Below are 16,954 nucleotides of genomic sequence, written 5' to 3' on the forward strand. Positions count from 1 at the left end.
GTGCCTTTAAGGTGTGATGGGTATAGTGAACCGGTGATGTTTTGGGGCGGGTGGGGATTGGAACTCAGTGGTGTTATGTGCATTGACACCTGATACGTTACAGGGTACGATCTGTGAATGATTCGAAGCTTCAAACATAAGGGCTTGGCCAAGTTCTTCAAGTCCGGCAGCACCGCAGGGATCCAGGCCGCTCATGTTAAGAGGCTTCGGCTTATTCTCGGTAGGCTAAATGCGGCATCGGACGCTAAAGATATGGATTTGCCCGGTCTTCGGCTGCATGAGCTCTCGGGCAATCGAGCCGGAATTTGGTCGGTAACGGTAAGTGGCAACTGGCGCGTGACGTTCCGGTTCGAGGACGGAGACGCCGAGATAGTGAACTACGAAGATTATCACTGAGGTACCGCCTATGTTGATGCACAATCCTCCCCACCCCGGTGAAGTAATACGAGAGCTGTGTCTGGATCCTCTTGGCCTCTCCGTAACCGCCGCTGCGGAAGCATTGGGAGTCAGTCGCAAAACCCTGAGTGCTGTGTTGAACGGAAAGGCCGGTATTAGCCCCGAAATGGCCATCAGGCTCTCTATCGCGTTTGATACCTCGGCGGAAAGCTGGCTGAATCAGCAGTCCCAATTTGAACTCTGGCATGCTGAACAACATCGTAACGAACTCAAGGTTAAGAAGCTCGTTGCCGCCTAAAGCGCTGCTTAGCCAAACCATGGAGGTATGAGAATTTTGGAAAAAGTGTCGGAAATGCTCATAGCCGTCGGTGGTGACCTGTTGGAAAACGTGAACAACCTGGAGGAAATGCAGGCACATTTGGACTTGGTAAAAACTGCATGGAATATGTCGCTGTGCTCCGGGAAAAAACGAAATGGAAGGCTCCATAAATTCATTGAGTCTCAGCGACCGTATGCGCCAAGCATAGAGGCGCTCGAAGGCCTCGAGCGGATGTTCATGCGAATCATGAAGCAGAAGGACGAGCTTTTCCCCGCAATAAAGAAAAAAGTAGAGTTCGCAACGGCCATAGAGACAAGTAAAGACAACTACATAATTCGGGCTTACTTCACTGGAGGTGCGACACATTAGCTTCCGCGGGACCCTGTCGGGAGCGGAAGGCATTGAAATAGTTGATTGTCACCAGAAGGTAGCTTCATGCGTAATATTGATGCCGTAACGCCCGGCGAGTTACTGAAAGAAGAATTTCTTGATCCGATGGGGATCTCACAGTACCGGCTTGCCAAAGAAATAGGTGTGCCAGCCCAGCGCATTGGCCAGATTGTTGCCGGAAAGCGTTCAATCACTGCGGACACCGATTTGCGTCTGTGCCGGTTTTTCGGCCTTACCAATGGGTATTGGCTGCGCGCACAGGCGGCTTATGATACCGAGATCGCTGAAGATGACTTGGCCGATCAATTGAAGAATATTCGGCCCTGGAACTCCGGATCGGATATGGGCCACAGGGCACACTAAGGAGGGGCTTGGCCTCCTCGTCACAGCCTTAGGGGCATTGGGAGTCGTGACGGTTGTTCGAGCCAGTGGCCAATCAGGAGACTTGTCATATTCCTTACGGCAGATAACGCTGTCGCTCTTCTGCCCTACCTGTTGATTCATTCAATATAAATGTTCCGGGTAAAATTAGCCCGTTGTCTGTCTCGCCCGTCTCTCCTCCAGGCCGTATGTTGCACACTGTTACCGCCCCGCCGTCGAATCTGAACTAAACTGATCCCAGTGATTGTCTCGTTTTCCAGAACGCTGTGGGACAGAACACCATGCCGATGAGGTTCATTCTCTTTCTGGGCGTCTGGCTGTTGCTGGCGCCTGTGTCCCTGCTGGCCGCCTGTGAACGGCCTGTGCAGGTCGGTTGGGCACCCTGGCCGCCTTATCAATATCTCGACAATGGTGACCGGCCGGCCGGTCTCGATATCGATATGGTCGAGGCGGTTCTCGACGAGATGGGCTGTGAGCGTATCTACCAGAATGTACCCTGGAAACGGCGCCTGTTGCACATCGAATCCGGAAAGCTGGACGTCATCGCGGGCGCCTCTTATGTGCCCGAGCGCGATGAATACGGTCGTTTCAGTCAGCCTTATCGGCAGGAGAGCGTTGTGGTGTTTGCCCGACCCGAGGACGCCGAGCGGTTGAGCGATGAGTCGAACCTGTTGGCGCTCGGGAATGAACGGGAACGGATTGCGACTGTGCTGGGGTACTATTACGGCGAGGATTTTGAACGGGCGATACGCGATCCGGATTTCCGCGACCGGGTCTTCGAGCTCCCCACCGAGGAAGCCGCTTTCCGCATGCTGGAGGCCGGGCGGGTGACCACCGTGGTGGCCGACCCTTATGTGGCCGCGCGATCGTTCAGTCGTAACCCGCAGTGGGGGCAACTGGTGCCGGTCGAAACCCTGTATCGGACCGATATTCATTTTCTGCTCAGTCGGGCATCGCTTCCGGCGGACTTCGCCACCGAGTTCGATGCCGCCCTGGAACGGTTGGAGCGTCGGGGAGTCCTGAACCGGATTCGGGATCGATACGAATTGCATCAGTCCGGGCTTGGCGATGCGAAACAGCCGTAGTCGGGGCTGTCGCTTAGGGGCATGTCCGGCCATGGTATGGTCCGGAGGGCTCAACTATAGTGAGTACCTGCTAACCCCAATTAAAAAGAGGGGCGGAACCATGGGGCGTCGTTGGTTCGTATTATGGGTCGTGGCCGCGTTGTGCCTGTGTTTGGGTGTGCCCGTACAGGCCGAATCCGACGTCCTGCAGGCGATCTATCCCCGGCATTTGGCCGATCAGGATGTGCGTCAAGCGAACGGCTTCGCCATGGTCGCCTTGGCGCTGGAACACAGCGGGGCGGATTTCAAACTGGCGCTGTCCGACGCGCCGATGTCCCGTCGTCGCCTGGAACTGGAGCTGAAGCGGGGTGACTTGATCAATGTCGTCATGTTGCCCGATGCCCCGACCTACGACGAAGCCTACCTGAAGGTGGATTTTTCAGTGGATAAGGGTCTGCTGGGCCAGCGCGTGCATCTGGTCAGTGAACAGTCCCTCGATGCGTTTTCGGGCGTAACCACCATGGATGAACTCAAGACGATGACCGGTTGTACCGGTTCGGCCTGGCGGATCACCAAGCAGTGGGAGGCGCACGGGTTCAAGCTGCTGAAAATCGAGAACTACGAGGAATTGTTCATCCATCTGGCCCGGGGCAGTTGCGACTATGTATCGCGCGGCGTCATGGAGATCCTGCCCGAGTGGGACGCCTACCATGACCGGTACCCCAACCTCCGCATCGAACCGAACCTGCTGGTGCAAACGCCGCTGCGTAACGTGATCTATGTCTCGCCGAATGCACCGGACTTGCGCGATGCATTGTCGCGCGGCCTGACCGAAGCCGAAGACAGTGGCGCGTTCGATGCGTTGTTCGAGCAGCTCTATGGTGACCGGCTCCGCGCCCTTAATCTGGGGCAGCGCCGGGTGCTGACCCTGGGCGACCCGCCGCCAGCTCCCTGATCAGAAAATCAATCCCACGTTACTTGAACGGCCCGGTGCCCGAATGGCGCCGGGCCGGCTTTACAGCCCCGTCCCGCCTCAGTAATCTTGCGCGCTTTTCAATACCCCACCGATAAGAGCCCGTTCAGGGCCACTCCGTCGAAAGAACGGAAACAACAACGCAAATGCACTGAGAGGCAAGATGACAAAACAGTCCATTCATGGCGGCTGGAGCCGTCGTTTGACGTTTATTCTGGCGGCCGCCGGTTCGGCGGTCGGTCTGGGTAACCTGTGGAAGTTCCCCTACATCACCGGGGAATACGGCGGTGGCGCATTTGTGCTGGTGTATCTGGTGTCCATCGCCCTGGTGGGCGTGCCGCTGTTCATCGCCGAGTCGCTGATCGGCCGACAGACGCGTGAAGCGCCGATTCGGGCGCTGGACAGTCTGGCTCAGGCGTCCGGGCGCAGCCGCGGCTGGCAGTCCATTGGCTGGCTCGGGGCGGTCAACGGCCTGTTGATCCTGTCGTTTTACAGCGTCATCGCCGGTTGGTCGCTGGATTACCTGCTGGGCATGGCCCAAGGCCGTTTCAGCGGCGCCAGTAACGATGAGGTGGCCGCTGTATTCGATGGCCTGCTCGGTTCGGTGCCCCGGCTGATTCTCTGGCATACGGTCTTCATGGTCGCCGTCGTCTGGACCATTGCCCGGGGTGTGCAAAAAGGCATTGGCGAGGCGATTCAATTGATGATGCCGGCTCTGTTCGCCCTGATTCTGGCGCTGCTGGTCTATGGCGCACTCGAAGGCGACCTGCCGGCGGCCCTGTCGTTCATGTTCAGCGTCGATTTCAGCCGATTGTCGCTCGAAGCCTGGGTCGTGGCGCTGGGCCATTCGTTTTACACACTGAGCCTAGGCATGGCGGTGATCATGGCGTACGGCGCCTATATGCCGTCCGGCGTATCGCTGGTGCGTACCGCCGGCATCGTCGCTGTGACCGATACCCTGGTCGCTCTGCTGGCCGGTCTGGCCATTTTCGCGTTGGTGTTCGGCAACGGACTGGACGCGGGTTCCGGCCCGGGGTTGATGTTCGTCAGCCTGCCGATGGCGTTCGCCCAGATGCCGTTCGGCAGCCTGTTCGGCGCCGCTTTTTTCCTGCTGGTGGCGTTCGCCGCCCTGAGTTCGGCAATCTCGCTGATCGAACCCATCGTCGCGTTCTGGGTGGAAAAAACCGGTATCGCGCGGACCAAGGCCACCGTCCTGCTGTGTCTGTTCGCCTGGTGCCTGGGCATGGCCACGGTGTTGTCGTTCAATGCCTGGTCGAGCGACACCCTGTTTCACGACTGGTTTGGCAAAACGCCCTTCGACAGTTTCGACTGGCTGAGCACCAACATTCTGTTGCCCCTGGGCGGTGTGTTGACGGCGCTGTTCGCCGGCTGGTTCGTATTGCCGGCGCTGCTGAAGCAGCAGTATCAGGAAGGGGGTGATTCCAAAGGCTTTTCGGTATGGCTGTTCGCTTTGAGGGTGATCTCACCGGCGGGCGTGACGCTTGTACTGCTGACGGGACTGGGCGTGAACCTCTGGGCCAGTGCGGCTCTGGCGGCCGGAGTCGTCATCGGGGCGGGCTGGCTGAGTGCCCCGCGCGGGTGGCGGACCCGGGAAGCCTAAACTTCCCGACGAGCCGGGTGCCCGACGATTTGGGCACCCGGCAAACACAATCGAGTCGGGGAAGGCCGACTCAGTTGGCCATGTCCTTCAGTTTCTTCAATGGGCGGATCTTGACGGCGGTGCTCGCCGGCTTGGCCGCGATCATGATTTCCTCTCCGGTGAACGGATTCACACCCGGACGTGCTTTGCGGGCCGGCTTCTTGACCGATTGAATCTTCATCATGCCCGGCAGTACGAATTCGCCACAGGCGCGCTTCTTGATGTGCCGTTCGATCAGATCGCCCAGTTCATCCAGAACCGCCTGAACGTCTTTCTTGGTCAGTTCGGTGTTCTCGGCAATCTCGGAGACGATTTGGGTTTTGGTGTAACGTTCTTTAATCGCAGTGGTTTTCTTGGCCATGCTCGCTTCCCGATGTGTTGATTCAGTGCTGTATGGGTGACGATGCCGTTTCGGCGCATACAAAGCCTGCCAACGGCATTGCTCTCGACTTTAGCGCATTGTTCGACGGTTGAATACGGGGAAAATGGGGCTTTGCGCGGGTTTTTTGACATTCGACCGGTAAAACGACCCCGGGCGATGCCATTTTGGGCTTTCCTGTCCATTCGCGAGGCCGGCCCGACCGGCCGCGCGGACGGTTCGCCCAACCCGGCTTGCGCGAAGCCGGTTGCGGCGGGTGTCCGACAGCGGTCGGTCGGGCCTTGAAAATCAGAGTACGCCAATCCGCCGGAGAGCGCCATCAGCCGGGACTCCTACTTTGGTCGTTACTTTCTTACGACGTTCCAGTGACAAAAAATGGCTGTGTGAGGGCTTGAGTTGACCTAAACTGGTTGGAAGCATGTTCAGCCAGTTGGAGCAGTGGTTGAGTGGCTCGGGTTGAGAAATCGCGGAGCGCCGCTCATCGAACCGGACGTCATGATTCACTCTCAGTCTTCGACTCCCGTCGGTCCGTTGTGGGAGAACCAGTCCCGAATCGACCCCCGACATGTCCAGATGGGGCATTTCGTCGCGCGTCTGGATAAACCCTGGGAAGATTCCCCCTTCATGATGCAAGGGGTGCTGGTCGACAACGAGGACACCAAGCTCTGGCTGGTCCGGCATTGCGCCTGGGTCGTGATCGACCTCGAACGCAGCCTCAACAAAGCTCCCCCCACTTCCCATGCCCGAATCACACCGGGAGGGCGTCAGCCTTCCGACCGCGACGCCATCACCCACCCGGTGAACATCCTGCGTCGTGCCCGGGTCGACCGCAAAACCATGAAAGCCGCGCTGCGCGGCTACATCGCGTTGGACAAACAAGCCCGCCGACTGATCAAGGCGTTCGCCGAAGGCGGTCAGTTGGATGTGCACACGGCCCGCAGCGTGGTCAAGGAACTGTCGAGCGCGATGGAGCACAACCTGGCGGCCATGGTCTGGCTGACCCGGATCAAACAGCAGGACAACTACACCGCCGAGCATTGCATCAACGTCGCCATCCTGGCGATGGGGCTGGCGCATGCCCTGGAATGGAAACAACCGGACATCGAACTGGCCGGAGTCGCCGGCCTGCTGCACGATCTCGGCAAGATGAAACTCGACACGAGCATTCTCAACAAGGTCGAACAGTTGACCCCCGAGGAATTCGAGCATCTGAAGTCGCACGCCCTGGTGGGCTATGAACTGCTGAGCGAAGACCCGGATGTCTCGGAGAACATTACCCAGGCCGTGCGCGATCATCACGAACGGCCCGACGGCCACGGTTACCCGCACGGTAAGCATGGCGCCGAGATCAGCCCGCTGTCCTCCCTGGTCGCCATTGTCGACGCCTACGACGCCATCACCTCGCACCGAGTCTACGACGCCGCACGTTCACACCACGAGGCGCTGGGCATCCTGTGGCAGCAACGGGGCAAGCAATTCGACAAGGACATGGTCGAGGTGTTCATTCAGTTCATGGGCTGGGTTACACCCGGTACATTGGTGCGCCTGTCGAACAATCAGTTGGCGATCGTTGTACAGGCCAAACCCGGTCAGCGGTTGTTACCGGTGGTCCGTCTGCTCGACCCCTCCAATGACGGCTACGCACTGGGCGAGACCTGCGACCTGTCGACGCGACTGACACCCGAAGGCGATATGCAACTGCGCATCGCCCAGGTCCTGCCCGATGGCGCCGAAGGCGTGGATATGGTGCGCATGTCGGCCGACTACATCGCCCGTTGAATCGTCACTGCAGCCAGTTCCGCTCGTTGTACGGCTGCATCTCCACCTTCTCCAGCTTGCGTCCCACCATGATCACCCAGCCCAGAAAGCGCCGGTCCCCGATCGAGGTGAACTCGAACTGGTAATACCGCTTGAACGCGAACAGGGTCTCATCCGACCGGCACGGGCGGATGCGGGCGAGGATGATGCTCTGGTCGAGCAGTTGCACGCCTTCTTCCTTCAGGGTGCGGCGCGCGTGGCCCAGCGCTACCTGGCGAATACCGAGGTGGTGCCAGAACCAGGCTCCGAAGGCGGCGAAGACAAGAATCAGAATGAGGGTTTCGTTGCTCAGCATAGGGTTAGGTTCGACGAGTCGCGCCTGATGGCCGGGGTTCGAGAGTATATTGGGATTCCCGTGGCGTTTTCACCCTTGGATGAGCCGGCCACGGCTATTGCGGCCCATCCTTCTGCCAGGGCCACCGGCCTTCGACTTCCAGGAACAGAGTCAGGCTCAGGAAGGTCCGTATCAGCACGATCACGGCGAGAATGCCGACATTCTGCAGCGAATCCGCTACGATCACGGTCCGGATGATGTCGCCGGCGATCATGAATTCCAGACCCAGAATGATCGAGCGACCCAGATTCTGCCGGAATTTCTTGTAGGCCACGCCTTCACCCAGCGCCCGATAGGTGCGCACGAAGACGGCCGTCGCCAGGCAGGATCCGATCAGCACCACCAATACACCGAATGCCTCGAGGGCGTAGCCGGTAACGGTCATGATTTGGATGAATTCCGATTCCATGGCGATGTTTCCGTAAGGTAAGGTACTCCTATTGTTAGTCGCCAAATGGCTCGAAGGCAAACGGAGCCGCAGGGGCGGACACCTCCGAAACGGTTATTCAATTGGAGGTATGTGGCCCGGGTAATGCGGGGTACACTGGCTTGTGTGGTAGTCGATCCGACGCTGTTGATCTGAAAATATGGAGTTCAAGTGGCAGTACGAGGTGGCCGTTCGCAGTGGGTGGTAGCTTTTTTGGAGTGGACCGTGAGGGTCGCGCTGGCGTGCGCCCTGGCCACCACCGTTAACGCCGACGTTCTGCCGGCGAACGATCTCCCCGAAGACGTGGCGGGCCAATTGGAACTGATGCGTGAACCACCCGGTAGCGACGGGTCCCTGGGTTTAGCGCTCGGCCGGCCGGAGGCCGACTGGACGACGTTGACCGAATCGTCCCCCAATTTCAGCTTCGACCGCGCCGCCTACTGGGTGCGCTTTCGGGTTCACAACCCCACGGAAGAAGCGATCCGCCTGATTTTCGATGTCGCCCAACCGTTGCAGGACTACATTGACGCCTGGGTGCTCGACGCGACCGGTTCCCCCATCGAGACCTGGCACACCGGCGACCGCCGCCCCACCTCTCAACGCCCCTTTCTGTACCGTGCCTTCGCCTTTCCGTTCACCGTCGAGCCCGGACAGGACATTACGTTCATCGCCCGCTTCGATACGCACGACGGCCTCTACGATGCACTGCCGATGCAACTGGTCGATCAGCCGACCTTTTTCAAGCAAAAGGATCGGGAGTCACTCTGGTTCGGGTTCTATTACGGCGCCATCGTCATTCTGCTGCTGTACAACTTGGTGGTGGGGCTGGTGACGCGTGAACGCGATTTCCTCTGGTACAGTCTCTATCTCGGCTGTTTCCTGGTCTGGAACCTGGCCTTCCGGGGGTACCTGGCGTTGGGCCCCCTGGCCAACGCGCCGGTTGTGAATAACATGGCCGTCGGTTTTGTCGGTAGCAGCATCTTTATTTCACTGATCGTCTTCACCAAACGGTTCCTGTATCTGAGTGAGCGCATGCCCCGCACCGATCTCCTGATGGTGGTTCTCGCCATTATGATGGTGGCTCCGATGGCGCTGTCCCTTCTGGATTACTATGCGCTGGTGTTTTCCATCGAAATTCCACTGGCGCTGGTCATAATGATGACAGTGTTGTGGGTCGGGATTTACCAGTCGTGGAAAGGGTATCGCGCCGGCAAGATCTATCTGTTGGCCTGGATTTTCCTCATCGTAGCCGCCTTCGCCTACTACGGCCGGGTTTATTCCCTGGTGCCGTCGACCTGGTTGACCGAGAACGCGTTGAACATCGGCTCGATGATCGAAATCCTGGTGCTGTCACTGGCGCTGGCGGATCGCATTTCCACCTTCAAACAACAGCGACTGGACGACCAGGCCTACCTGATTGCGCGCGAACAGGAGATGAATCAGGAACTGAAACAGCGGGTTGAAGAGAAAACCCAGGCGTTCAAACAACTGGCCGAACGGTACGAGCAGGAATCGATCACCGATGTGCTGACCGGACTGAGAAACCGCCGAACCTTCGACGACATCGTGTCCCAGACCCTGCGCCATCGCGACCGCGAAACCCCCTGGATGTGTCTGGCGCTGATCGACCTGGACCACTTCAAGACGTTCAACGACCGCTACGGCCATCCCGCCGGCGACGATGTGCTGGAACAGCTCGGCTACCTGCTGCAGGGGTTCTTCCAGCGCACCGACGACTTCGTGTTCCGACTCGGCGGCGAGGAATTCGGAGTGGTGTTCCGTGTGGACTCTCCGGACGCCGTCACCGAAATGATGGACCGTTTCCAGATTGCCCTGGCGGACACCGAGTCGCTGGCTTCTCTGGCCGGCGCCGAACCGCTCACCGCCTCCATCGGGGTGGCCTGCGTACCCGCCGGCGGCTCGATGAAACCGGCCGACTTGTATTCCCACGCGGATCAGTTGTTGTATCAGTGCAAGGAAGGGGGCCGGAATCAGTATCGGGTTGAGGTGATCGATTCACCGGGTGTCGATGCCCGACACCTCGTCTCAGAATAGAGGATCCCCGGGGTTTTCGGCGGCCTGCCGGATCCAATCCTTCATTTGCGCCTCGTCGTAGGGTTCGTTCTCAAAAATGTGAAAGTAACGCGTGTTCGGATCCTTGGATCCGACGGGCGGCAATGGGTCCAACGACGTACCGCGCAGGAAGGTCACCTTGATGTACTTGTTGAAGCAGTGGTAGCTGAGAAACCAACCATTGCCTTCGATGCCGTAAAAGGGTGAATTCCACCGAACGGCCTTTTTAACGTTGGGAACCGCGCTTTCTATCAGTTCATCGAGGAACCGGCCGGCGTCATGCTTCCAGCCCGGCATGGCGGCGATGTAGTCCTGCACTGGCGCGTCGCCGTCGGCCTTGGGAATTTGCGGGTTGCCGCCGGAGAGGAGTACTGGCTTGCCATCCGCGGGTGGCTTCGGGGTCGCCGTCTTTTTGCCGGCTTTCGGTGCTTTGGGTTTGGATTTGGTGGCCATGGTTGGGACCTCCCGGTTGAATCGGTTGGCTAGCGGTCGTTCGGACCCTTGCCATTGAAGATCGCTTCCAGGCTTTTTTCAATCCGCGACACGCGGGTTTTGGATTGTTTCGCGCCGGAGAAGTGCAGCAGGTAAGCCCGTTGCCGGCCGGGGGTCAGGGCGTCGAAGGCGTCTTTCAAACCGGGCACTTCATCGAGCTTGGTGATGAGCTCTTCGGGGTAGTCGAATTCCTCGGTTTTCTTGAATTCCACCTTCAGACCGGCTTTCTCGGCATCGATCGAAGCCTGAATGTAGCGGCGGATGAGCGGTTCCCGTTCATGGACTTCGTCGACGCTGGTGAATTCCAGCCGCCGCGCCGCCTGGGTGTTCTTGCCCGGTTGCCGGAGCAGACCCTCGGGGTCTTCCAGCAGTGAACCGTTAACGATCAACAACGCGCAGAAGTGTTTGAAACCCTGCAGGATCAGCAGGTTGGTGTTGTCGAGTGTGTAGCAGGGGTGGCCCCACTTGAAGTCTTCGGTCAGGGGGCTGTCGAGGCAGATGTCCCGCAGGGCGCTTTGTGCTTCCCGCCATTGTTTTGATCGGGCCAGATAGCCATCGACCATTTTGGCTTTGAGGTCTTGTTTCATGGAGGCTCCTTACTGTTTCCTGTACCGCCGCTCCGGCCGCCCGACGGTGCCGTAGTTCACCTCGGCGCTCAATTCCTCCGTGCTCACCAGGTACTCCAGGTATCGACGGGCCGTTGTGCGTGAGGCGCCGATGCGTTGGCCGACGGCTTCGGCGCTCCAGTCGTCGCCTTCGCTGACCACGGCCCGGATCTTGTCGAGCGTCAGGGTGTCGATGCCCTTGGGCAGGCGTGGGGCGGATTCCGATTGCGCTTCAGTGTGGCCCCGAGGGAGCAGGGCGTCCACTTCCTTCTGGGCGACCTTGTGCAGGCCGTCCAGGGTGTCCAGGTGTTGGCGGTAGTTGTTGATGGCTTCTTCGAGCCGTTCGTACACCAGGGGTTTGAGGATGTAGTCGAACACGCCGCCGCGCAGGGCGCTTCGTAACGTGGTCACTTCACGCGCGGCGGTGATCAGGATGACGTCGGTAGCGCTGTTGGCGGCACGCAGCTGGCGCAGCAGGTCGAGGCCGTTGCCTTCGGGGAAGTAGACGTCGAGCAGCACCAGGTCCGGTTGCAGGACTTCGACCAGGTCGCGGGCGTCTGCCAGGCTGTGGGCCATGCCGCACAGTTCAACGGCTTCGAGGCGCTCCACGAAACGGCGTTGGATCTCGGCGATTTGGCGGTCGTCTTCGACGATCAGCAGGCGGATGGGTCTCATCGGTCAGTCTCCTCGACCACCGACATCGATTGGGTCGGACGCTTCGGTAGATAGAGTGTGAACCGGGTACCGCTCTGCGGCAACCTTTCCAGCGTGATCGAACCGCCCCAGCGGTCGACGAAGCTGCGCACCAGGTGCAGGCCGATGCCGTGGTTGATCCCGGGTTTGCTGGTGAAGCCTTTCTCGAAGATGCGCTCCTGGTCGTCGAGCGAGATACCGGGGCCCTGGTCTTCGACCTCGAAAATGAGGTCATGGCCCAGATCGCTCATACTCAGATGCACCTCGCCGCCGCTGCTGTGTTGCTGGCGAGTGGCTTCGAGGGCGTTGTCGATCAGGTTGCCGAGCACACTGACCAGTTGGTCGCGCGGCAGGGCCTCGGGCACGGTCATCATGCGGCTGCCCGGGTCGATGATCAGTTTCAAGCCCATCTCGCGGGCGCGGTTGTATTTGCCGAGCAGGCAGCCGGCGATGACCGGGTCGGGTACCGCTTCAAGCAGCAGATGGATCAACGCCTGGTGGTCGCTTACCTCGCTGCCGATCAGCGCCAGCGCCTCGTCGGTGGCGCCGATCTGGATCAGACCGGCGATGGTGTGCAGCTTGTTGGAGTATTCGTGCGTCTGGCTGCGCAGGGTGTCGGCGTATTGCTGGATGCGGGTGAGCTGGCGGCTGACCTGGTCCAGCTCGTCGCGCGGGCGAAAGCTGGCGACCACGCCTATTATATCGCTGCCCTGTTTCACCGGCAGGCGGTTGACGATCATGTGCCGGCCCTTGAGCCAGACTTCCTGATCGAACTCCGGTTCGCCGCTGCCGAGCACCTTGGGCAAACCGCTCTCCGGCAGGACATTGGTGATGGGCTGGCCGGACAGGCGGGTTTCCGGCATCAGGCCCAGGGTTTCGATCGCGGTGCGGTTGAAGGTGGTGATGATGCCCTCGCGGTTGATGGCGATGATGCCTTCGCGAACCGATTGCAGGGTCGCATCCCGCTCCTCGAACAGCCGGGCGATCTGCTCCGGTTCCAACCCGAAAATGGCGCGCTTGAAACGTCCGGCGATGACGATGGCGGCGGCGACACTGCCGAGCAGCATCAGGGCCATGACGGTGAACAGCACCAGGTTGTAGCGGGCGATGGTGGAGCGGACCTGGTCCAGCGAATAACCGACCGAGACAATGCCGATGATCTCCTCGCCGGCCAGATCGATTATCGGCGCCTTGCCGCGCATGGATAATCCCAGACTGCCCAATGCCTTGTTCACATAGCCCTGGCCTTGCTCCAGCGCGATGGCACCGGTGTCGCCGTCGTCGTCGGCCATTGAGTGGCCCAGGCGGTCCGGGTTCGGGTGAGCCAGACGAATGGCGTTGTGATCTCCGATGACGATGAACAGGGCCTCGTTGGTGGCGGCGAGTTTCTGGCTCAACGCCTGCAGGGAGTCGACATCGCGCCGCTGCACACCGGTGATGATCTCGGGCATGGCGGCGATGGTCTTGGCCACCATCAGGGCGCGCTGACCGATCTCCTCATCCAGCGAGTCGCTGAGGTAGTACCAGGCGAAGCCGCCGATCAGGCCGGTCTGGAAGGCGCTGACCAGGCCCAGTACCAGGATCATCCGGGTTTTGAGTTTGAGTTTCTTGAGCACGGTTGGTGACACTGCAGAGTCATGGTTTTGGCCGGGTTGTTTTTATAGGCCTTCCCCTCTCCCCAGCCCTCCCGAGACGTCGGACCGCCCAAGGGAAAGGGGGCACATACTTCCCTCTCCCATTGGAAGAGGGATCGAGGGTGAGGGTCAATCCAATTTCTAGCCTACCCAATCTCCTCAAAAAACGCCCGTAAACAATATGAACAAAACGCCTTTAATGGTCTTTAAAGGCAATACGACCACAAACTTTATCCGTTCCCGCCCGCTGAATAATGTCGTCTCTACCGGTTCACAAACCGTTCGCCCTGTTCACAGTGGGGCGCCATATAAAAACAAGTATGAGAGGACAATCCGATGATCAAGCAAACGCTATCCTTAGTGGCGGCGGCCGCCGTCAGTGTGTCAGCCATGGCCTGGGAACCCTCGGGCAAAGTCGAATGCATCGCTCCGGCCGATCCGGGCGGCGGTTGGGACTTCACCTGCCGCAGCGTCGGTAATGTGCTGGAAGAGCTGGACATGGTGCCGGGCAGTGTACAGACCACCAACATGGCCGGCGCGGGCGGCGGCGTGGCCTTCGCGCACACCGTCAGCAAACGCAACAGCGACGACAAGCTTCTGGTCGCCGCGTCCACCGCCACCACCACCCGTCTGGCCCAGCAGCAGTTCCCGGGCATGAACGCGGGCATGGTCAAGTGGGTCGGCGCCCTGGGTGCGGACTATGGCATCATCGCCGTAAGCAAAGATTCCGAATACCAGAACCTGAATCAGCTGATGGACGCGCTGAAAGACAACCCGCGCGACGTCAAATTCGCCGGCGGCAGCGCCACCGGTGGCTGGGACCATCTGAAAGTATTGATCGCGGCCAAGGCGGCCGGTGTCGGCAACCTGCCGAGCGTGCCTTACCTGTCCTACAACAACGGCGGCGAAGCCATGACCCAGGTCATCGGCGGTCACGTCGATGCGTTTACCGGCGACATCAGTGAGGCCACCGGCTTCATGGATTCCGGCGACCTGCGCGTACTGGCGGTGCTGGCCGAAGAGCGTCTGCCCGGTAAGTTCGACCACATTCCGACCGCCCGCGAGCAGGGCATCGATGCATTGGGCCCGAACTGGCGCGGTTTCTACATGCCGGCCGATGCCGACCCGGAAGCGCAGGCTTACTGGGTGAACGCCATCGACGAGCTGTACGCCAGCGACGAATGGAAGTCCGTCATGCGCCAGAACGGCCTGATCCCGTTCCATCCCCCGGCCGGTGAGTTCGAAGACTTCGTTCGCGGCCAGGTGGATGACATCGAGCAACTGTCGCGCGAGATCGGGCTGCTGAAATGACAGCACGTGGCGACCGCATCCTCGGCCTCGCGCTGTTGGTCCTGGCCGTCGCGTACGGCTGGGCCGCACAGCAGTGGCCGGCTCCGTTCGGCGGCCACGAGGCCGTCGGACCGGAGACTTTCCCGACCATCCTGTCCGTGGTGCTGGCTTTGTCGAGTTGTTATCTGATCGCCAAGCCGGACCCGGATGCGCACTGGCCCTGGGGCCGTACGGCCATCGAACTGGTCATGGCCGTGGGCATTCTGGTGGTGTATGCCCTGGTACTGGAGCCTTTGGGATTCATTCCGGCGACGACGGTCGCCGTCGGTACACTCTGCTGGCGCATGGGCGCCGGCCCGAAAGGGGCCTTCATCACCGGACTGGTCAGTGCCGTGGTGGTCTTCTTCCTGTTCAACAATCTGCTTGAATTGAGCTTGCCCGCGGGCTTGCTGGCGTTCGAGTGACGACGGGAGTCGAGTGATGGACACTCTGCAGTTCCTGATTGACGGTTTCGCGGTGGCACTGGCCCCGCAAAACCTGATGTTCGCGCTCTTCGGGGCCTTTATCGGCACCCTGATCGGTGCCCTGCCGGGCCTCGGCCCGGCCAATGGCGTCGCCATTCTGATTCCGCTGGCCTTTACCCTCGGCCTGCCGGCGGATACCGCGATGATCCTGCTCACAGCGGTCTACGCCGGGGCTATGTACGGCGGCCGGATATCGTCGATCCTGCTGAACATACCCGGTGACGAACCGGCGATGATGACCTGCCTCGACGGCTACCCCATGGCGCAGAAAGGCAAGGCGGCCGAGGCCCTGGCGCTGTCGGCCGTGGCGTCCTTCATGGGCGGGTTGATCGGCACCATCGGACTGATTCTGCTGGCGCCGGTGTTGGCGAAATTCGCGCTGACGTTCGGCCCGGCCGAGTACTTCGCATTGTTCATGCTGGCTTTCGCCACCCTGGGCGGCATTACCGGCAAGAACCCGATGAAAACCGTGGTCGCGGCGACGCTCGGCATCATGATCTCGACCGTCGGTATCGATAACACCGGGGTTCAGCGCTACACCTTCGGCATCCTGAAACTCTACGAAGGCGTCGATTTCATTCTGGCCATCGTCGGTCTGTTCGCGATTTCCGAGCTGTTGCTGTTTATCGAAGAACGCGCCGGCGCGGGCCGCAAGCTGATCCAGGTCGGCAAACTCTTGCTCAGACCCCGGGACATCCTGCACGTATTGCCCACGACCCTGCGGGGCGGTTCGCTCGGCTTCATCGCGGGCGTATTGCCCGGTGCCGGGGCTTCCCTGGGCAGCTTTATCAGCTATACGCTGGAAAAGCAGTATCTGGGCAAGAAGGGACACTTCGGTGAAGGCGACCCGCGCGGCGTCGCGGCCCCGGAGGCCGGCAACAACGGCGCGTCCAGCGGGGCTCTGGTGCCGATGCTGACGCTCGGCGTACCGGGCAGCGGCACTACAGCCGTATTACTGGCCATGCTGATCTCGTTGAACATCACCCCCGGACCGCTGATGTTCACTCAGAACGCGGACATCGTCTGGGGTGTGATCGCGGCGCTGTTGATCGGCAACCTGTTGTTGCTGGTGCTGAACATTCCATTGGTCGGTTTCTTCGTCAAGCTGCTGTCGGTTCCGCCCATGTTTCTGCTGCCCATGGTGACGATGATCGCCTTCGTCGGCATCTACTCGATCAGCCACAGCACCTTCGATCTGTACTTCATGATTGGCTTCGGCGTTGCCGGCTACCTGTTGCGCAAGCTTGAGATGCCGCTGGTGCCGATCATCCTCGGCCTGCTGCTGGGCCCGGAAATGGAAAAGAACCTGGGCCACGCCCTGGTGATATCCGACGGCGACTGGAGCGTGCTCTGGGGCACACCGCTGGCCGCCAGTCTCTGGCTGGTGGCGGGGCTGGGGTTGATTCTGCCCTACATCGTCGGCCCGATACTGCGCCGGCGTATGCGCGCGGCGATCACCGAGGACGCCGTCAGCGACTGACCACCCTTTTGGACAGATCCCT

The 16,954-nt window shown here is 60.1% G+C and carries 19 protein-coding genes; 12 read left to right on the forward strand and 7 right to left on the reverse strand.

Features of this window, described 5'->3' with window-relative positions; all coding sequences use genetic code 11:
* Window positions 1–117 precede the first annotated feature (117 nt).
* From IE111_RS07370 to IE111_RS07400, 7 genes are all read left to right on the forward strand, one after another.
* On the forward strand, window positions 118–396 hold the full coding sequence (locus IE111_RS07370) for a type II toxin-antitoxin system RelE/ParE family toxin (RefSeq protein ID WP_189607906.1): 279 nt from the start codon (window positions 118–120) through the stop codon (window positions 394–396).
* A gap of 10 nt (window positions 397–406) precedes the next feature.
* Window positions 407–694: a HigA family addiction module antitoxin gene (locus tag IE111_RS07375; RefSeq protein ID WP_189607907.1), complete on the forward strand. Its 288-nt coding sequence runs from the start codon at window positions 407–409 to the stop codon at window positions 692–694.
* Window positions 695–721: 27 nt separating this feature from the next.
* The gene (locus IE111_RS07380) at window positions 722–1,084 is read left to right on the forward strand and encodes a hypothetical protein (protein ID WP_194523964.1); all 363 of its coding nucleotides are present in this window, start codon (window positions 722–724) and stop codon (window positions 1,082–1,084) included.
* Between the two features lie 66 nt (window positions 1,085–1,150).
* Entirely contained in the window at window positions 1,151–1,468 is a 318-nt protein-coding gene (locus tag IE111_RS07385) for a HigA family addiction module antitoxin (RefSeq protein WP_189607909.1), read from the forward strand.
* Window positions 1,469–1,767: 299 nt separating this feature from the next.
* Window positions 1,768–2,571 carry a substrate-binding periplasmic protein gene (locus tag IE111_RS07390; RefSeq protein WP_189607910.1) on the forward strand — a complete coding sequence of 268 codons (804 nt, stop codon included), beginning with the start codon at window positions 1,768–1,770 and terminating at the stop codon, window positions 2,569–2,571.
* 100 nt (window positions 2,572–2,671) lie between these two features.
* Window positions 2,672–3,505: a transporter substrate-binding domain-containing protein gene (locus IE111_RS07395; protein ID WP_189607911.1), complete on the forward strand. Its 834-nt coding sequence runs from the start codon at window positions 2,672–2,674 to the stop codon at window positions 3,503–3,505.
* Between the two features lie 181 nt (window positions 3,506–3,686).
* Window positions 3,687–5,144: a sodium-dependent transporter gene (locus IE111_RS07400; RefSeq protein ID WP_189607912.1), complete on the forward strand. Its 1,458-nt coding sequence runs from the start codon at window positions 3,687–3,689 to the stop codon at window positions 5,142–5,144.
* A gap of 70 nt (window positions 5,145–5,214) precedes the next feature.
* Here the strand turns inward: IE111_RS07400 and IE111_RS07405 are convergent, their stop codons facing one another.
* Window positions 5,215–5,544, reverse strand: coding sequence for an HU family DNA-binding protein (locus IE111_RS07405; RefSeq protein WP_189607913.1), 330 nt, complete (start codon window positions 5,542–5,544; stop codon window positions 5,215–5,217).
* Between the two features lie 513 nt (window positions 5,545–6,057).
* Between IE111_RS07405 and IE111_RS07410 the strand changes: the two genes are divergently transcribed.
* Window positions 6,058–7,341, forward strand: a complete 1,284-nt coding sequence (locus tag IE111_RS07410) for a cyclic di-GMP phosphodiesterase (protein WP_189607914.1) — start codon at window positions 6,058–6,060, stop codon at window positions 7,339–7,341.
* Window positions 7,342–7,345: 4 nt separating this feature from the next.
* Here the strand turns inward: IE111_RS07410 and IE111_RS07415 are convergent, their stop codons facing one another.
* Complete coding sequence (locus IE111_RS07415; protein ID WP_189607915.1) at window positions 7,346–7,675, reverse strand: DUF3301 domain-containing protein; 330 nt, start codon at window positions 7,673–7,675, stop codon at window positions 7,346–7,348.
* Between the two features lie 94 nt (window positions 7,676–7,769).
* A complete protein-coding gene (locus tag IE111_RS07420; protein ID WP_189607916.1) occupies window positions 7,770–8,123 on the reverse strand; it encodes a DUF1622 domain-containing protein in 354 nt (117 codons plus the stop codon).
* A 243-nt stretch (window positions 8,124–8,366) separates the two neighbouring features.
* Between IE111_RS07420 and IE111_RS07425 the strand changes: the two genes are divergently transcribed.
* Entirely contained in the window at window positions 8,367–10,196 is a 1,830-nt protein-coding gene (locus tag IE111_RS07425; RefSeq protein ID WP_189607917.1) for a sensor domain-containing diguanylate cyclase, read from the forward strand.
* Here IE111_RS07425 and IE111_RS07430 read toward each other — a convergent pair.
* Genes IE111_RS07430 through IE111_RS07445 form a run of 4 tightly spaced genes read right to left on the reverse strand, consistent with a single transcriptional unit; the run spans window position 10,188 to window position 13,632 of the window.
* Entirely contained in the window at window positions 10,188–10,667 is a 480-nt protein-coding gene (locus tag IE111_RS07430) for a DUF1801 domain-containing protein (protein ID WP_189607918.1), read from the reverse strand. The two genes, IE111_RS07425 and IE111_RS07430, sit on opposite strands and share 9 nt — an antisense overlap.
* 29 nt (window positions 10,668–10,696) lie before the next feature.
* A complete protein-coding gene (locus IE111_RS07435; RefSeq protein ID WP_189607919.1) occupies window positions 10,697–11,293 on the reverse strand; it encodes a YdeI/OmpD-associated family protein in 597 nt (198 codons plus the stop codon).
* Between the two features lie 9 nt (window positions 11,294–11,302).
* Entirely contained in the window at window positions 11,303–11,986 is a 684-nt protein-coding gene (locus IE111_RS07440; protein WP_189607920.1) for a response regulator, read from the reverse strand.
* Window positions 11,983–13,632, reverse strand: coding sequence for an ATP-binding protein (locus IE111_RS07445; protein ID WP_308427513.1), 1,650 nt, complete (start codon window positions 13,630–13,632; stop codon window positions 11,983–11,985). The genes IE111_RS07440 and IE111_RS07445 overlap by 4 nt, the downstream gene beginning before the upstream one ends.
* Window positions 13,633–13,974: 342 nt before the next feature.
* Here IE111_RS07445 and IE111_RS07450 point away from each other — a divergent pair, with 342 nt between their 5' ends.
* From IE111_RS07450 to IE111_RS07460, 3 genes are read left to right on the forward strand one after another with little or no spacing between them, the layout of a single operon-like run.
* Window positions 13,975–14,949, forward strand: a complete 975-nt coding sequence (locus tag IE111_RS07450; protein ID WP_189607921.1) for a Bug family tripartite tricarboxylate transporter substrate binding protein — start codon at window positions 13,975–13,977, stop codon at window positions 14,947–14,949.
* Window positions 14,946–15,392, forward strand: coding sequence for a tripartite tricarboxylate transporter TctB family protein (locus IE111_RS07455; protein ID WP_189607922.1), 447 nt, complete (start codon window positions 14,946–14,948; stop codon window positions 15,390–15,392). The genes IE111_RS07450 and IE111_RS07455 overlap by 4 nt, the downstream gene beginning before the upstream one ends.
* A gap of 16 nt (window positions 15,393–15,408) precedes the next feature.
* On the forward strand, window positions 15,409–16,932 hold the full coding sequence (locus IE111_RS07460; protein WP_189607923.1) for a tripartite tricarboxylate transporter permease: 1,524 nt from the start codon (window positions 15,409–15,411) through the stop codon (window positions 16,930–16,932).
* The last annotated feature ends 22 nt before the right edge of the window (window positions 16,933–16,954 follow it).

The sequence above is a fragment of the Saccharospirillum salsuginis genome (assembly GCF_014651855.1).
Classification (GTDB): domain Bacteria; phylum Pseudomonadota; class Gammaproteobacteria; order Pseudomonadales; family Natronospirillaceae; genus Saccharospirillum; species Saccharospirillum salsuginis.

What these genes read in the sequence shown, in the direction of transcription:
- IE111_RS07405 (WP_189607913.1), bottom strand. Translation starts at nt 5,544, where the DNA reads ATGGCCAAGAAAACCACTGCGATTAAAGAACGTTACACCAAAACCCAA.
- IE111_RS07380 (WP_194523964.1), top strand. Translation starts at nt 722, where the DNA reads ATGAGAATTTTGGAAAAAGTGTCGGAAATGCTCATAGCCGTCGGTGGT.
- IE111_RS07400 (WP_189607912.1), top strand. Translation starts at nt 3,687, where the DNA reads ATGACAAAACAGTCCATTCATGGCGGCTGGAGCCGTCGTTTGACGTTT.
- IE111_RS07435 (WP_189607919.1), bottom strand. Translation starts at nt 11,293, where the DNA reads ATGAAACAAGACCTCAAAGCCAAAATGGTCGATGGCTATCTGGCCCGA.
- IE111_RS07460 (WP_189607923.1), top strand. Translation starts at nt 15,409, where the DNA reads ATGGACACTCTGCAGTTCCTGATTGACGGTTTCGCGGTGGCACTGGCC.
- IE111_RS07385 (WP_189607909.1), top strand. Translation starts at nt 1,151, where the DNA reads ATGCGTAATATTGATGCCGTAACGCCCGGCGAGTTACTGAAAGAAGAA.
- IE111_RS07410 (WP_189607914.1), top strand. Translation starts at nt 6,058, where the DNA reads ATGATTCACTCTCAGTCTTCGACTCCCGTCGGTCCGTTGTGGGAGAAC.
- IE111_RS07430 (WP_189607918.1), bottom strand. Translation starts at nt 10,667, where the DNA reads ATGGCCACCAAATCCAAACCCAAAGCACCGAAAGCCGGCAAAAAGACG.
- IE111_RS07450 (WP_189607921.1), top strand. Translation starts at nt 13,975, where the DNA reads ATGATCAAGCAAACGCTATCCTTAGTGGCGGCGGCCGCCGTCAGTGTG.
- IE111_RS07440 (WP_189607920.1), bottom strand. Translation starts at nt 11,986, where the DNA reads ATGAGACCCATCCGCCTGCTGATCGTCGAAGACGACCGCCAAATCGCC.
- IE111_RS07420 (WP_189607916.1), bottom strand. Translation starts at nt 8,123, where the DNA reads ATGGAATCGGAATTCATCCAAATCATGACCGTTACCGGCTACGCCCTC.
- IE111_RS07395 (WP_189607911.1), top strand. Translation starts at nt 2,672, where the DNA reads ATGGGGCGTCGTTGGTTCGTATTATGGGTCGTGGCCGCGTTGTGCCTG.
- IE111_RS07370 (WP_189607906.1), top strand. Translation starts at nt 118, where the DNA reads ATGATTCGAAGCTTCAAACATAAGGGCTTGGCCAAGTTCTTCAAGTCC.
- IE111_RS07390 (WP_189607910.1), top strand. Translation starts at nt 1,768, where the DNA reads ATGCCGATGAGGTTCATTCTCTTTCTGGGCGTCTGGCTGTTGCTGGCG.
- IE111_RS07375 (WP_189607907.1), top strand. Translation starts at nt 407, where the DNA reads ATGTTGATGCACAATCCTCCCCACCCCGGTGAAGTAATACGAGAGCTG.
- IE111_RS07455 (WP_189607922.1), top strand. Translation starts at nt 14,946, where the DNA reads ATGACAGCACGTGGCGACCGCATCCTCGGCCTCGCGCTGTTGGTCCTG.
- IE111_RS07415 (WP_189607915.1), bottom strand. Translation starts at nt 7,675, where the DNA reads ATGCTGAGCAACGAAACCCTCATTCTGATTCTTGTCTTCGCCGCCTTC.